Origin of the sequence: Desulfotomaculum sp. 1211_IL3151, assembly GCF_036763075.1 — a bacterium.
GTDB lineage: Bacteria > Bacillota > Desulfotomaculia > Desulfotomaculales > Desulfotomaculaceae > Desulfotomaculum.
This window is the reverse complement of the sequence record NZ_JBAIYV010000065.1, coordinates 1-14,941: the sequence shown is the minus strand read 5'-3', so window position 1 is coordinate 14,941 and position 14,941 is coordinate 1. Positions and strand designations below refer to the sequence as shown.

General features: G+C 45.8%; 13 protein-coding genes and 1 other annotated feature. All 13 genes read left to right on the top strand.

What is annotated here, in order from left to right; translation table 11 throughout:
- The first annotated feature begins 2 nt into the window (after nucleotides 1-2).
- The gene (gene secE, locus V6C11_RS18365; RefSeq protein ID WP_333532665.1) at nucleotides 3-377 is read left to right on the top strand and encodes a preprotein translocase subunit SecE; all 375 of its coding nucleotides are present in this window, start codon (nucleotides 3-5) and stop codon (nucleotides 375-377) included.
- A gap of 52 nt (nucleotides 378-429) precedes the next feature.
- Nucleotides 430-957, top strand: coding sequence for a transcription termination/antitermination protein NusG (gene nusG, locus V6C11_RS18360; RefSeq protein ID WP_333532664.1), 528 nt, complete (start codon nucleotides 430-432; stop codon nucleotides 955-957).
- Nucleotides 958-987: 30 nt separating this feature from the next.
- Entirely contained in the window at nucleotides 988-1,416 is a 429-nt protein-coding gene (rplK, locus tag V6C11_RS18355) for a 50S ribosomal protein L11 (RefSeq protein WP_333532663.1), read from the top strand.
- 54 nt (nucleotides 1,417-1,470) lie between these two features.
- Complete coding sequence (gene rplA / locus V6C11_RS18350; RefSeq protein ID WP_333532662.1) at nucleotides 1,471-2,160, top strand: 50S ribosomal protein L1; 690 nt, start codon at nucleotides 1,471-1,473, stop codon at nucleotides 2,158-2,160.
- A 13-nt stretch (nucleotides 2,161-2,173) separates the two neighbouring features.
- Nucleotides 2,174-2,316 (top strand) — a sequence feature (ribosomal protein L10 leader region).
- A gap of 24 nt (nucleotides 2,317-2,340) precedes the next feature.
- Nucleotides 2,341-2,874, top strand: a complete 534-nt coding sequence (gene rplJ / locus V6C11_RS18345) for a 50S ribosomal protein L10 (RefSeq protein ID WP_333532661.1) — start codon at nucleotides 2,341-2,343, stop codon at nucleotides 2,872-2,874.
- A 55-nt stretch (nucleotides 2,875-2,929) separates the two neighbouring features.
- On the top strand, nucleotides 2,930-3,304 hold the full coding sequence (gene rplL / locus V6C11_RS18340; protein WP_333532660.1) for a 50S ribosomal protein L7/L12: 375 nt from the start codon (nucleotides 2,930-2,932) through the stop codon (nucleotides 3,302-3,304).
- Nucleotides 3,305-3,780: 476 nt separating this feature from the next.
- Nucleotides 3,781-7,227, top strand: coding sequence for a DNA-directed RNA polymerase subunit beta (rpoB, locus tag V6C11_RS18335; RefSeq protein ID WP_333532659.1), 3,447 nt, complete (start codon nucleotides 3,781-3,783; stop codon nucleotides 7,225-7,227).
- A gap of 55 nt (nucleotides 7,228-7,282) precedes the next feature.
- Nucleotides 7,283-10,840, top strand: coding sequence for a DNA-directed RNA polymerase subunit beta' (rpoC, locus tag V6C11_RS18330; protein WP_333532658.1), 3,558 nt, complete (start codon nucleotides 7,283-7,285; stop codon nucleotides 10,838-10,840).
- 90 nt (nucleotides 10,841-10,930) lie between these two features.
- Nucleotides 10,931-11,182: a ribosomal L7Ae/L30e/S12e/Gadd45 family protein gene (locus V6C11_RS18325; protein ID WP_333532657.1), complete on the top strand. Its 252-nt coding sequence runs from the start codon at nucleotides 10,931-10,933 to the stop codon at nucleotides 11,180-11,182.
- Between the two features lie 47 nt (nucleotides 11,183-11,229).
- Nucleotides 11,230-11,604: a 30S ribosomal protein S12 gene (gene rpsL / locus V6C11_RS18320; protein ID WP_333532656.1), complete on the top strand. Its 375-nt coding sequence runs from the start codon at nucleotides 11,230-11,232 to the stop codon at nucleotides 11,602-11,604.
- 49 nt (nucleotides 11,605-11,653) lie between these two features.
- Nucleotides 11,654-12,124, top strand: coding sequence for a 30S ribosomal protein S7 (gene rpsG, locus V6C11_RS18315; protein ID WP_333532655.1), 471 nt, complete (start codon nucleotides 11,654-11,656; stop codon nucleotides 12,122-12,124).
- A gap of 12 nt (nucleotides 12,125-12,136) precedes the next feature.
- On the top strand, nucleotides 12,137-14,215 hold the full coding sequence (fusA, locus tag V6C11_RS18310) for an elongation factor G (RefSeq protein WP_333532654.1): 2,079 nt from the start codon (nucleotides 12,137-12,139) through the stop codon (nucleotides 14,213-14,215).
- A gap of 43 nt (nucleotides 14,216-14,258) precedes the next feature.
- Nucleotides 14,259-14,941 (top strand): GTP-binding protein (locus tag V6C11_RS18305; RefSeq protein WP_333532653.1); only part of this gene is annotated, 683 nt, incomplete at its 3' end.

Below are 14,941 nucleotides of genomic sequence, written 5' to 3'. Positions count from 1 at the left end.
AAATGAGGATGTGGCGTTTTTCAATGGCTGTGCAAAAGAAGGAACAAAAAAAGGCAAGCGCTGCCAAAGAAACAACGGCAATCAAGGAAGCCAGCGGGGCCGAGAATAAGAAGGGTGCGGTCCCCAAGGATGCTGTAAAGTCCGTAGCTAAAAAAGAACCGGCAAAGGCACAAAAGTCTTCCGTTTCGGATCGGGCTGGCAGCGCAAGCAAATTTCTGCGCGGGGTTCAGAATGAACTAAAAAAGGTACATTGGCCCACCCGTAAGGAAGCTATAACCTATACTGGCGTAGTACTTGCTTCTGTGGCTGTGGTTGCTGTGGTAATTTGGATGCTGGATTCGCTTCTCAGCTTAGGCGTTTCGGCCATAATATCCTAAATGTCAAGCGAGGGGGTGGGGAACCCTAAAGGAAAAGGGGTTCCTTCTGTTAATGAGTAAACAGTGGTATGTTGTGCATACTTACTCCGGGTATGAGAACAAGGTTAAGGCCAACTTGGAGAGGCGAATAGAATCAATGAATATGGAAGATAAAATCTTTCGTATTCTAGTGCCAATGGAAGATGAAGTAGAAATTAAAAATGGCAAGAAAAAAATCTCTAAGAAAAAAGTTTTCCCGGGCTATGTATTGGTTGAGATGATTATGACCGATGACTCTTGGTATGTTGTTCGCAACACACCGGGTGTTACGGGATTTGTCGGCTCTGGTTCCAAACCCATTCCTCTAAATGAAGATGAAGCGAAGGCAATTATTAAGCAAATGGGGATGGAGGAACCAAAGGCCAAAATAAATATAAACCTTGGTGAAAACATCAGGGTAACTGATGGACCCTTTGAAAACTTTGTTGGTGTGATAGAAGAAATTTACCCTGACAAGGGTAAAGTTAAAGTAATGGTATCCATGTTTGGACGTGAAACTCCCATCGAACTAGATTTCGCACAAATTCAGAAATTGGAATAAGACTTTAGGTTGTAAGGAGGTGGACTGGAAATGGCCAAAAAGGTAGCTGCCATTATTAAATTGCAAATTCCGGCCGGTAAAGCCACCCCAGCACCCCCAGTTGGACCTGCTTTAGGTCAGCACGGGGTTAATATCATGGGGTTTGTTAAACAATATAATGAAGTAACTGCTGCTCAAGCAGGCTTAATTATTCCGGTTGAAATTACAGTATACGAAGACCGGTCCTTTACCTTTATTACTAAAACTCCTCCTGCAGCAGTGTTGCTGAAGAAGGCTTTAGGTATTGAGACCGCTTCTGGTGAACCTAACAAGAACAAAGTGGGCAAACTTGACCGTTCTAAGGTTAGAGAAATTGCCGAATTAAAGATGCCTGATCTAAACGCTGCCAGTATAGAAGCTGCTATGCGTATGGTAGAAGGAACTGCCCGTAGTATGGGCATTGAAATTGTAGAAGGATAAACTTCATCCGGTGGGAGGATGTAGTCCGCTAGTACCACAAAGGAGGTAGTTCATATGCCGAAGGAAGGCAAGAAGCTTCAGGAAGTAAGAAAGATGTATGATGAAAATGCTCTTTACGAACCCCTTGAGGCTGTTGAATTAGTTAAAAAGACAGCTAAGGCAAAGTTTGATGAAACAGTAGAAGTTGCGTTCCGTCTAGGGGTTGACCCCCGCCACGCTGACCAGCAACTGAGGGGTGCTGTAGTGTTACCCCATGGTACTGGTAAAACTAAAACTGTCCTAGTTTTTGCTAAAGGTGACAAGGTCAAAGAGGCTGAAGCTGCAGGTGCAGATTTTGTTGGTGCTGAAGACCTAGTGGAAAAAATTCAAGGTGGTTGGCTCGGCTTTGATGTTGCCATCGCCACTCCTGATATGATGGGTACCGTTGGCCGCCTGGGTCGTGTATTAGGTCCCCGTGGCTTGATGCCTAACCCCAAAACCGGCACTGTTACCTTTGAGGTAGCGGATGCAGTAAGGGATGCCAAGGGTGGTAAGATTACCTACCGTACAGATAAAATCGGTATTATTCATGCTCCTATTGGTAAAGTATCTTTTGATTCCGAGAAACTTGTTGAGAACTTTAAAACTTTGGCAGATACCTTGGTTCGTATTAAGCCGGCTTCAGCCAAAGGTACTTATATGAAGACCATTACTGTGTCTTCCACCATGGGACCTGGGGTGCGGATTAACCCGAACAAACTCTAGGAGCCCGTAAATACAACTGAAGATAAACTAGTCGTAGACAGTTGGTGTCCACTGGACTTAATTTTGCCAACCGAGGCCGGTCTTTGCTGCAAGCTTAGATAAGATTGCGGGGATTTCGGTGTGTCTACACGAAACCCCGCATTTGTTTTTTTATATATTCATCGGAAGGAGGTGTATCTCTTGCCGACCACAAAAGCTCAAAAGGCAGTGATGCTAGAGGAAGTTAAAGAAAAAATGTCCTCTGCACAGGTTACTATTTTGGCTGATTTTCGCGGTGTACCAGTGGCTAAAATCACAGATTTGCGTGCACGTATGCGCAAAGCTGGCAGTGAAATGAAAGTTGCTAAAAACACGATTGCTGGTATCGCAGCTAAAGAAATTGGTATCGAGGGCTTGGACCCTTATCTTGAAGGTCCCACTGTATTTGCCTTTGGTATAGAGGATCCTGTGTCTCCTGCTAAAATCCTTAGCGATTTTGCCAAGGAGATTAAGCAAGGGGTTGAGATTAAGGCTGGTATTCTGGAAGGAAAAGTAATTGATGCTAATGGCGTTAAAGCATTGGCTGACCTGCCATCCAGAGAGGTTCTGTTGGCCAAGGTACTGGGCGGTATGCAAGCACCTATGTACGGCTTTGCCGGCGTTCTTGCTGCCAACCTGCGTAATCTGGTCTATGTAGTGGATCAGGTGCGTCAACAAAAAGAAGCTCAAGCATAATAAACCAATGATTACTAAAAATATTATTTAAACCTTGAGGAGGTTACTTATTAATATGTCTAAAGTAGCTGAAGTATTAGAAATCGTTAAAGGCCTAACCGTTTTGGAACTGGCTGAATTAGTTAAAGCTTTTGAAGAAGAATTTGGCGTATCCGCCGCTGCTCCTGTAGCTGTTGCCGCTGCTCCTGCTGCTGGTGCTGCTGCTGCTGAAGAAGAACAAACTGAATTTGATGTAATTCTGACCAGTGCAGGCGACAAGAAGATCAACGTTATTAAAGTTGTTCGCGAAATCACCAGTCTTGGTCTGAAAGAAGCCAAAGAATTGGTTGATGGTGCTCCTAAGCCTGTTAAAGAGAAAGTCGCTAAAGAAGAAGCTGAAGCGATCAAAGCTAAGCTCGTTGAAGCTGGCGCTGCAGTTGACGTTAAATAATAATTACGTGAAATCTCTTTATTAATAGGAATGCAAAAACACCGCCATTAGTTGGTGGTGTTTTTGCTTTTAGCTGTTAGCTTTGCTGCGAGGGTCTAAAAATTTCATGTGTTTAACTACATGAGCAAGAATGTATATCAAGAATAGCTAAAATATTGGCTGACGACAACTTACCGAAAAAATCGACTTGACAAACAAAACTACCTGTGCTAACATTACAAAATGTCATTCTATGGTTTTGTTATATAATTTTTAGATTAGGTGGCAAAAATTGTGCATATTTTCCTGCATAAAGGGCCAAAATAAAATAGATAGGGACTATAATGCATAAGGCGAGGTATTGTTAAAAAAAGCAAGACCTTGCTTTTCGTTGTCTATAGTTTCCCTCAGACACAAGCAAAGGTTTTCACTTTGATAAAACAGTCAAAGTTTTTAAATATCTATATTTTGTTTAGGCTAAATATTTAAGGGGTGTGATGTGTTCGATGGCTTACCCGGAAAAAGTAGGAAACAGGGTAAGGTGGAACTACGGCAAGCTTCAAGAAGTGCTGGATTTGCCCAACCTTATCGAAGTACAAAGAAATTCTTACGAATGGTTTCTCCAGGAAGGTCTAAGGGAAGTTTTTCATGACATCTCTCCCATTCAAGATTTTACGGGAAATCTTATTCTGGAATTCTTGGACTACACTCTGGGAGAACCAAAATACTCAGTGGAAGAGTGCAAGGAACGTGACGTAACCTATGCTGCTCCATTAAGAGTAAAGGTTCGCCTGATTAATAAGGAAACTGGGGAAGTTAAAGAACAGGAAGTCTTTATGGGAGATTTTCCTTTAATGACTACCAAGGGCACCTTTATTATTAACGGTGCGGAACGTGTTATAGTAAGCCAGTTAGTACGTTCCCCGGGGGTGTATTTTGCAGACCAAATTGACCCCAGCGGCAAAAGATTGTTTACTTCCACCGTGATTCCGAACCGAGGGGCATGGTTAGAATTAGAAACGGACGTGAATGACCATATTTTCGTACGTATTGACCGTACCCGTAAAATTCCGGCAACCGTTTTGATTCGGGCTTTGGGCTATAGTTCCAATGCCTTGATTATGGAACTCTTTGAAAATGACAAATATGTACAAGAGACCTTAACCCGTGACAATACGGATACGGAAGAAGAGGCTTTAGTTGAAATCTATAAACGCCTAAGACCCGGAGAACCACCTACCGTAGAAAGCGCAAGATCGTTATTAAATACTTTATTCTTTGATCCCAAACGATATGACCTTGCACATGTTGGGCGCTACAAACTACAAAAGAAATTAAAGCACGGAATACTATATCGTTATCCCAACGGAGAGGACGGTCCCAAGGAATGGGATCGCTTATTAAACAAGGAAGTTCCGGTGGAGCGGACCTTTATCCGTGAATTAACCAAGGAAGATATCATAGCCACCTTCCGTTACCTAATAGGGCTTATGAGTGGGGAAGGAATCGTTGACGATATTGACCATTTGGGCAACCGTCGGTTACGTTCCGTAGGCGAATTATTACAAAACCAATTCCGGATTGGCTTGTCTCGTATGGAGCGTGTTGTGCGGGAAAGGATGACCATTCAGGATGTGGACGTGATTACACCACAGGTTCTAATTAATATCCGCCCAGTGGTAGCCTCTATTAAAGAATTTTTTGGGTCAAGCCAGCTTTCCCAATTTATGGACCAAACCAACCCATTGGCTGAATTAACCCATAAAAGACGTTTGTCAGCCCTGGGACCCGGTGGTTTGTCCCGGGAACGTGCGGGCTTCGAAGTGCGTGACGTGCACCACTCTCACTATGGCCGGATGTGTCCCATTGAAACCCCAGAGGGTCCTAACATCGGCTTAATCGGATCACTTTCTACCTACGCTAGAATTAATAGTTTTGGCTTTATGGAAGCCCCCTATAGAAAAGTGGATAAGGAACACAAGCGTGTTACCGATGAGATCGTATATTTAACGGCGGATGAAGAAGAAGGGCATATCATAGCCCAGGCTAACGCTCCCTTGGATGATAATGGTTACTTTATTGAGGGAAGGGCGAATGCCCGTAGGGGCCATGAAACGATCCTGGTACCTACAGATCGGATCGACTTTATGGATGTTTCTCCTAAGCAAGTATTCTCTGTTGCGACTTCCTTAATTCCCTTTCTGGAGCATGATGATGCGAACCGTGCTCTAATGGGTGCAAACATGCAGCGTCAGGCTGTACCCCTGCTGCGCTGTCAGGCTCCTGTGGTAGGTACAGGTATCGAGCACAGAGCCGCCAAGGACTCGGGTGTATGCATCGTTGCTGAAAAAGCTGGCGAGATCGTGAAAGTCACCGCCAACGAAGTGGTAGTAAGAAACGACGAGGGACGCAATGATACGTATAAGTTGTTAAAGTTCACCCGTTCCAACCAAGGCACCTGCATAAACCAAAAACCGATCGTAAGTAAGGGAGAGAAGGTAGAGGCCGGACAAATACTAGCGGATGGCCCTGCCACTGAAAAAGGCGAGTTGGCACTGGGTAGAAATATCTTAGTGGCCTTTATGACCTGGGAAGGCAACAACTATGAGGATGCTATTCTAATCAGCGAAAAGGCAGTAAAAGAAGATTACTTTACTTCGATCCACATAGAAGAATATGAATGTGATGCCAGAGATACAAAACTAGGCCCTGAGGAAATAACCCGTGATATTCCCAACGTAGGTGAAGATATTTTAAAGGACCTGGATGAAAGGGGTATTATTCGGGTTGGTGCCGAGGTAAGACCTGGTGATATCTTGGTAGGCAAAGTAACACCGAAGGGTGAAACGGAACTAACTGCTGAGGAACGACTGCTTAGGGCTATCTTTGGTGAGAAAGCCAGAGAGGTAAGGGATACTTCCCTCAGAGTCCCCCACGGAGAAGCTGGGAAAATCGTTGATGTCAAGGTGTTTTCCCGTGAAAATGGCGATGAGCTGCCGCCGGGAGTCAATCATTTAGTAAGAGTCTATATTGCCCAGAAGAGAAAGATCTCCGAAGGGGATAAAATGGCTGGCCGCCATGGTAACAAAGGGGTAGTGGCTCGGATTCTGCCCGAAGAGGATATGCCCTTTATGGCGGACGGTACACCGGTAGAAATCGTCCTGAATCCACTGGGTGTACCATCCCGTATGAACATTGGTCAGGTTTTAGAAACCCACCTTGGTTGGGCAGCTAAAATGTTAGGATTTAATGTGGCAACCCCGGTATTTAACGGAGCCTCTGAGGATTCTATATGGGAATCTCTAAAACGAGCGGAGTTGCCAGAGGATGGCAAGACCGTTCTCTATGACGGCAGAACAGGTGAACCCTTTGACAGTAGGGTTACGGTTGGCTACATCTATATGATAAAACTGCACCACCTGGTAGATGATAAAATCCACGCTCGGTCCACAGGTCCTTACTCCCTGGTTACCCAACAACCCTTGGGTGGTAAAGCACAGTTTGGGGGACAACGTTTCGGGGAGATGGAAGTGTGGGCATTGGAAGCTTATGGCGCAGCCTATACGCTGCAAGAAATTCTTACGGTCAAGTCCGATGATGTTGTAGGTCGTGTTAAGACCTATGAGGCCATTGTTAAGGGCGAAAATGTACCGGAACCAGGCGTACCGGAATCCTTCAAAGTACTAATCAAGGAATTGCAGTCCCTGGGCTTGGATGTCAAGGTGCTTTCCGAGGATGCAGAAGAAATTGAAATTAAGGAAATTGAAGAAGACATAACAGAAACCGCAAAAGAATTAGGGATCGAATTGCCCGAAGAAAGACGAGCAAGTCCCGCCAAAGAGGATGCTGAGGAAGAGGAGGAAGTCGAAGAGGATGCTGATGAATTCGATGAAACCTTCCTGGAAGAAGCTGAAGAAGACTTCAGTTTGGATGACGAGGACTAAAACAAGCGGTAAGTAAACGATTGAAACAAATCCGCTATAAGGGGGAGTAGGTCCTTTGTTAGAGCTAAATAACTTTGATAGCATACGTATCGCTCTTGCCTCACCGGATAAAATTCGTCAGTGGTCCAGTGGGGAGGTAAAAAAACCAGAAACCATCAACTATCGAACCTTAAAGCCAGAAAGAGATGGTTTGTTTTGTGAACGTATTTTTGGTCCCACCCGGGATTGGGAATGTCACTGCGGCAAGTACAAGCGCGTTCGCTATAAAGGGGTTGTCTGTGATCGATGCGGTGTTGAAGTAACCCGTTCTAAGGTTCGCCGTGAAAGGTTAGGACATATCGAATTGGCAGCACCAGTCTCCCATATTTGGTACTTCAAGGGTATTCCCAGCCGCATGGGTTTGCTGCTTGACATGTCACCAAGGGCACTGGAAAAGGTTTTATATTTTGTTTCATATATCGTCATGGAGCCAGGCGATACGCCTTTATTGAAAAAGCAACTGCTTACTGAAACCGAGTATCGGGAATACAGGGATAAGTTTGCCCACACCTTCAAGGCAGGTATGGGGGCAGAAGCCATTAAGGTTCTGCTGGAGGAAATTAACCTGGAGGAATTAGCCAGGGATCTGCGCCAGGAACTAAAAGAAGTTTCCGGCCAACGGAAAATACGTGCCATACGACGCCTGGAAGTGGTAGAGGCCTTTAAAAAATCAGGCAACCGTCCAGAGTGGATGATTATGGATGTGGTGCCGGTAATCCCACCGGAATTAAGACCCATGGTACAGCTCGATGGCGGACGTTTTGCGACCTCCGATCTAAACGACCTTTACCGTCGGGTAATTAACCGCAATAACCGCTTAAAACGGCTGCTGGATTTAGGTGCACCGGATATTATTGTGCGCAACGAAAAGAGAATGCTTCAAGAGGCGGTAGATGCCCTGATTGATAACGGTCGTCGTGGCCGCCCTGTTACCGGGCCTGGCAATCGCCCGCTGAAATCTCTTTCGGATATGTTGAAGGGTAAACAAGGTCGCTTCAGGCAAAACCTTCTGGGTAAAAGGGTTGACTACTCAGGACGTTCCGTTATTGTGGTAGGCCCCCGCCTTAAGATGCACCAATGCGGTCTGCCGAAAGAGATGGCCCTGGAACTCTTTAAACCCTTTGTGATGAAAAAGCTGGTCAATGACGGCCATGCCCATAATATTAAAAGTGCTAAACGTATGGTGGAAAGGGTACGTCCGGAAGTTTGGGATGTACTGGAAGATGTTATTAAGGAACATCCGGTGATGTTAAACCGTGCCCCAACCCTGCACCGCTTAGGAATTCAAGCCTTTGAGCCTGTACTGGTGGAGGGGCGTGCCATTAAGATTCACCCCATGGTTTGTACCGCCTACAACGCGGACTTTGACGGTGACCAAATGGCTGTACACGTTCCCTTATCTGCGGAAGCTCAAGCTGAGGCGAGGCTTCTGATGCTGGCTGCCAACAACATCCTAAATCCGAAGGATGGCAAGCCCGTGGCTAGCCCCACCCAGGACATGGTTTTAGGTTCCTATTATTTAACCATGGACAGGGATGGCGATTTAGGTGAGAATATGGTCTTTAAGGATGAAGAGGAGGCCATCTTGGCCTATGATAATAAACAAGTCTCCTTACAGGCTAAGGTCTGGGTTCGCCGGAAAAATGGCGAAAGAACACAGACTACGGTTGGCAGGATCATCTTCAATGAAGTTATCCCTGAGGAATTAGGCTACATTAATAAGGTTTGCGATAAAAAGACCCTTAGTAAAATTGTTGCAGATTGCTACCGTCTACTAGGCAATGCCCACACCGCAGAGCTGTTAGACGGGATCAAGGAGTTAGGCTATAAGTTCTCAACCAGGGCTGGCATTACCATCGGGGTTGCAGATATTACCATTCCAGAGGCGAAAAAGGATATCCTGGCCAAATCCGAAGATCAGGTAAACAAAATAGAAATGCAATTCCGCCGGGGCCTTATTACCGAAGATGAGCGTTATCGTAAGGTAATTGCCATTTGGAATGAAGCCACCGATCAGGTAACCAAGGCCCTGATGGAAACCTTGGATAAATTTAATAACGTATATATGATGGCAACCTCCGGTGCCCGGGGTAATATTCAGCAGATTCGTCAGCTTGCCGGTATGCGCGGCTTGATGGCAGATCCATCCGGACGAATCATTGACCTGCCGATTAAAGCGAACTTCCGTGAAGGCTTAACCGTATTGGAATACTTTATTTCCACCCACGGTGCTCGGAAGGGTCTTGCAGATACCGCCTTGCGTACTGCGGACTCCGGTTACTTAACCAGACGCCTGGTAGATGTGGCCCAGGATGTTATTGTCCGTGAGGATGATTGCGGCACCACCGAGGGGATTGAAGTAAGGGAAATTAGGGATGGCACCGAAGGTATTGAAAAACTGCATGAGCGCCTGGAAGGTCGGGTGCCGATGGAAGCAGTGGTGCATCCTGAAACAGGTGAAGTGATTATCTCCCAGGAACAAGTGGATAATCATGAGGTGCTGACAGCGGAACAAGCACTGGGAGTTGAAGAGGCAGGCCTAGAAAAGCTAAAGATCCGATCGGTTATCTCCTGCAAAACCCGCTACGGTGTATGCAAGCACTGCTATGGGAAGAACCTGGCAACCGGTGGTAAAATCGATATTGGCGAGGCAGTGGGCATTATTGCTGCTCAGTCCATTGGCGAACCCGGCACACAATTGACCATGCGTACTTTCCACACCGGTGGGGTAGCTGGTGACGACATTACCCAGGGTCTACCCCGGGTTGAGGAACTATTTGAAGCAAGACGACCGAAAGGGCAGGCCATCGTGTCAGAAGAAGAGGGTATTATCGCCGTTCGTGAGGTAAAGGGCAGAAGAGAAATCGAGGTTACCAAGGATAACGGTGAAAAGAATGTCTATGCTGTTCCCTTCGGCGCCAGATTGAAAGTAAGAGAAGGGCAGCGTATAGAGGCTGGCGATGAATTAACCGAGGGTTCCGTTAACCCACACGATCTATTAAAGATTAAAGGACCCGCAGGAGTCCAGATTTATCTGCTGCAAGAAGTACAGAGAGTATACCGATTACAGGGTGTGGAGATTAACGACAAACATATCGAAGTTATGATTCGCCAAATGTTAAGAAAAGTAAAGGTTGAAGAAGCCGGTGACACCGAACTATTACCAGGTGGTCTGATTGATATTTTTGAATTTGAAGAGGAGAATCGCAAGGCCATTGAAAAGGGCGGCGAACCAGCCGAGGCAAAACCCGTATTGCTAGGCATTACCAAGGCCTCCCTGGCTACAGATTCCTTCTTGTCTGCCGCTTCCTTCCAAGAAACCACGAGGGTTCTAACAGAAGCAGCGATTAAGGGTAAAATGGATCCGCTGCTTGGCCTTAAAGAAAACGTTATTATTGGTAAGCTGGTGCCGGCGGGAACAGGCATGTCAAGGTATCGCAATATTGAGGTCTTTGAAGAAAAACTGCAACCAAAGGATGAAGATAGCGATATACTGCTTTCTGATAAGGACAGTGAGTATAATATTCTTTCCAATGATGCGGCGGACTCTTTCGACCTAATCTTGGAAAAATAAGACTCTAACAACCCAAAATACAAATTATTGACACGGGTTATTGTAAGTGATATTATATGTAAGTGTTTTATTACTGGAGGTGGGAATACCATGTCTTTGGAGCCTTTAAAGGCTGCCCGCAAAAAAACCATAGGGGCTAAACAGACATTAAAGGCTGTAGAAAAATCTCAGGCAAAGGAAGTGTATTGGGCTTCTGATGCGGAGTTGCACGTGGTAGATCCCATCCTTCGGATTTGTTCTTCTAAAAACATACCAATTGTTAAGGCCGACAGCATGAAGGATTTAGGCAGAGCCTGCAACATTGAAGTGGGCTGTGCCATAGCAGCTATTATTGAGCAATAAGGCAACTACTTAAATATGTAGTACTTCGAGAGGAGGTGTAGAGAGATATGCCTACCATTAACCAGCTTATTCGCAAGGGTCGCGAACAGGTTATTTACAAATCAACCGCCCCTGCCCTGAAAGATTGTCCTCAAAAGAGGGGTGTTTGCACCAGGGTATATACCACAACCCCTAAGAAACCTAACTCTGCCCTGCGTAAAGTAGCACGTGTTCGCCTAACAAACGGCATTGAGGTTTCATCCTATATCCCAGGCATTGGTCACAATTTGCAGGAACACTCCGTGGTTCTTGTGCGTGGTGGCAGGGTTAAGGATTTACCGGGTGTGCGTTACCATATTGTTCGTGGCGCACTGGATTCTGCCGGTGTTCAAAACCGTAACCGCAGCCGTTCCAAATATGGGGCTAAACGTCCTAAAAAATAGGCTTACCTAAACATTGCAATATAATTATCGTGCAAAGGGGGGAGAATTAGTGCCAAGAAGAGGTGGAATCCCCAAACGGGATGTACTTCCCGATCCCATTTATGGGAGCAAGGTTGTAACGAAGCTTGTTAACCAAATGATGTTGGATGGTAAACGTGGTGTTGCTGAAAAGATTATTTATGACGCCTTTGCAATCATCCAAGAAAAAGCAGGCAAAAGCCCCTTAGAGGTTTTTGATGCTGCTATGAAAAATGTAATGCCCGTATTAGAAGTTAAAGCCCGCCGTGTAGGTGGTGCCAACTATCAGGTGCCTATTGAGGTAAGGGCTGATCGTCGTCAGACCCTGGGTATTCGCTGGCTGGTTTTGTTTACCCGCAAGCGTTCTGGTAGATCCATGGCTGAAAAACTGGCTGCTGAAATAATGGATGCAGCTAACAATACTGGCGCAACTGTTAAGAAGCGTGAAGATACACATAAAATGGCTGAGGCCAACAAAGCATTTGCTCATTACAGGTGGTAAGGGGGAGCATTTATGGCTCGACAGTTTCCTTTGGAAAGAACCCGTAACATTGGCATTATGGCCCATATCGATGCCGGAAAGACCACTACCACTGAGCGTATTTTGTTCTACACCGGGAAAGTTCACAAGATTGGTGAAACACATGATGGTTCAGCCACGATGGACTGGATGGTTCAGGAGCAGGAACGTGGGATTACCATTACCTCTGCTGCAACCACAGCCCAATGGAATAATCACCGTATAAATATTATAGACACACCCGGGCACGTGGATTTTACTGTTGAAGTAGAACGTTCGCTAAGGGTGTTAGACGGTGCAGTGGCTGTATTTTGTTCTGTCGGTGGGGTAGAACCCCAGTCTGAGACTGTTTGGAGACAGGCTGATAAGTACGGTGTACCCAGACTTGCTTATATTAACAAAATGGACCGTGTTGGTGCTGACTTCTTTAACGGCATGGACATGATCAAAAATCGTCTGGGGGCTAACCCAATAGCGATTCAATTACCTATTGGTAGCGAAGATCGCTTTAAAGGTATTGTGGATCTGGTAACCAAGAAGGCCATCGTTTATCTTGATGACCTGGGCACAAATAGCGAAGTTGCTGACATTCCCGCAGACATGGTGGATCAAGTTGATGAATACCGTGAAAAAATGCTGGAAGCAGTGGCTGAATCTGACGAAGAACTGATGATGAAATACCTGGAAGGTGAAGAGCTGACAGAGGAAGAAATTAAACTGGCCATTCGTAAGGCCACTTTGACAGTTAAAATCACCCCGGTAATTTGTGGTTCTTCCTTTAAGAATAAAGGCGTTCAATCTTTATTGGATGCAATTGTAGATTATTTGCCGGCACCAACAGATGTTCCGGCGATTCAAGGTCTTAATCCTGACACCGGTGCCGAAGATCAAAGGATCTCCAGCGATGAAGAACCCTTCTCAGCACTGGCTTTTAAAATCATGACTGACCCATACGTAGGCAAACTGAGTTACTTCCGGGTTTACTCGGGGACATTGAAGTCTGGTTCCTATGTTTTCAACTCCACAAAGGGTAAAAAGGAACGTGTTGGTCGTATTCTTCAGATGCACGCCAACCACCGGGAAGAGGTTCCCGAGGTATTTGCTGGTGATATTGCAGCGGCAGTTGGTTTGAAAGATACTTCCACCGGTGATACCCTCTGTGATGAGAAAAAAACAATCATCCTGGAGTCCATGGAATTCCCGGATCCAGTAATTCATGTAGCCATTGAGCCGAAGACCAAGGCGGACCAAGATAAAATGGGTGTGGCTTTAAGCAAACTGTCTGAAGAAGATCCCACCTTTAAGGTCCGTACCGATGAAGAAACAGGTCAGACCATTATTGCTGGCATGGGTGAGCTGCACTTAGAAATCATTGTAGACCGCCTGTTGCGTGAATTTAAAGTTCAGGCCAATGTAGGACGGCCACAGGTTGCTTACAAAGAAACCATTCGCAAGACGATTAAGGCGGAAGGTAAGTTTGTACGGCAGTCCGGTGGTAAAGGTCAATATGGACACGTCTGGATTGAACTGGAACCCCTGGAAGCAGGCGGACCTGGCTACGAATTTGTTAATAAGATCGTGGGCGGTGTAGTTCCTAGAGAGTACATTGCTCCGGTTGATAATGGGATCCGCGAAGCAATGGAAAATGGTGTTCTGGCGGGTTACCCAATGGTTGACATCAAGGCAACCATTTATGATGGTTCTTACCACGAGGTAGACTCTTCCGAGATGGCCTTTAAGATTGCCGGATCGATGGCTTTCAAAAATGGTGCCCAAAAGGCTAATCCGGTTCTGCTGGAGCCAATCTTCAAGGTTGAAGTGACCGTTCCGGAAGAATACATGGGTGATGTTATTGGCGACCTTAACAGCCGCCGTGGCCGCATCGATGAAATGGATCAACGAGGTAATGCCAGAATTGTAACTGCCTTTGTTCCCTTGGCTGAAATGTTTGGTTACGCAACGGATTTGCGTTCTAAAACCCAGGGGCGTGGTGTTTACTCAATGCAGCATGACCACTATGATGAAGTGCCTAAGAACATTGCAGAAGGAATCATTACGAAGCGCAACGGTTAATTAATAAGATATTTTCCAAAGGTGCAAGGAGGAAAGTAATAGCATGGCTAAGGCTAAATTTGAACGTAATAAAACCCACGTAAACATTGGAACCATCGGTCACGTTGACCATGGCAAAACCACTCTGACTGCTGCCATTACCATTGTTTTATCTAAAGCTGGCGGTGCAGCCGTTAGACGTTATGATGAAATTGACAATGCTCCCGAAGAACGTGAACGTGGTATCACTATCAATACTTCCCACGTAGAATATGAAACTGCAAAGCGTCACTATGCACACGTTGACTGCCCTGGTCACGCCGACTATGTTAAAAACATGATCACCGGTGCAGCTCAGATGGACGGTGCTATTCTTGTGGTATCCGCTGCTGACGGCCCCATGCCACAAACCCGTGAGCATATTCTGTTGTCCCGTCAGGTTGGCGTACCTTACATCGTAGTATTCCTGAACAAGTCTGACATGGTTGATGATGAAGAACTTCTGGAACTGGTAGACATGGAAGTTCGTGAACTGTTAAGCTACTATGAGTTCCCCGGCGATGACACTCCTATCGTAGCTGGCTCTGGCCTAAAAGCCTTAGAGTGCGGTTGCGGTACCAGAGAATGTGAATGGTGCGGCAAGGTTTGGCAGCTGATGGACAATGTAGACGCTTACATTCCTGATCCTGAACGTGCTGTAGATAAGCCCTTCTTAATGCCTGTAGAGGACGTGTTCTCCATTACCGG

Coding starts and splice junctions, on each gene's coding strand:
- rplK (WP_333532663.1), top strand. CDS start 988: ATGGCCAAAAAGGTAGCTGCCATTATTAAATTGCAAATTCCGGCCGGT.
- secE (WP_333532665.1), top strand. CDS start 3: ATGAGGATGTGGCGTTTTTCAATGGCTGTGCAAAAGAAGGAACAAAAA.
- fusA (WP_333532654.1), top strand. CDS start 12,137: ATGGCTCGACAGTTTCCTTTGGAAAGAACCCGTAACATTGGCATTATG.
- rplL (WP_333532660.1), top strand. CDS start 2,930: ATGTCTAAAGTAGCTGAAGTATTAGAAATCGTTAAAGGCCTAACCGTT.
- rplA (WP_333532662.1), top strand. CDS start 1,471: ATGCCGAAGGAAGGCAAGAAGCTTCAGGAAGTAAGAAAGATGTATGAT.
- nusG (WP_333532664.1), top strand. CDS start 430: ATGAGTAAACAGTGGTATGTTGTGCATACTTACTCCGGGTATGAGAAC.
- rpoB (WP_333532659.1), top strand. CDS start 3,781: ATGTGTTCGATGGCTTACCCGGAAAAAGTAGGAAACAGGGTAAGGTGG.
- rpsL (WP_333532656.1), top strand. CDS start 11,230: ATGCCTACCATTAACCAGCTTATTCGCAAGGGTCGCGAACAGGTTATT.
- V6C11_RS18325 (WP_333532657.1), top strand. CDS start 10,931: ATGTCTTTGGAGCCTTTAAAGGCTGCCCGCAAAAAAACCATAGGGGCT.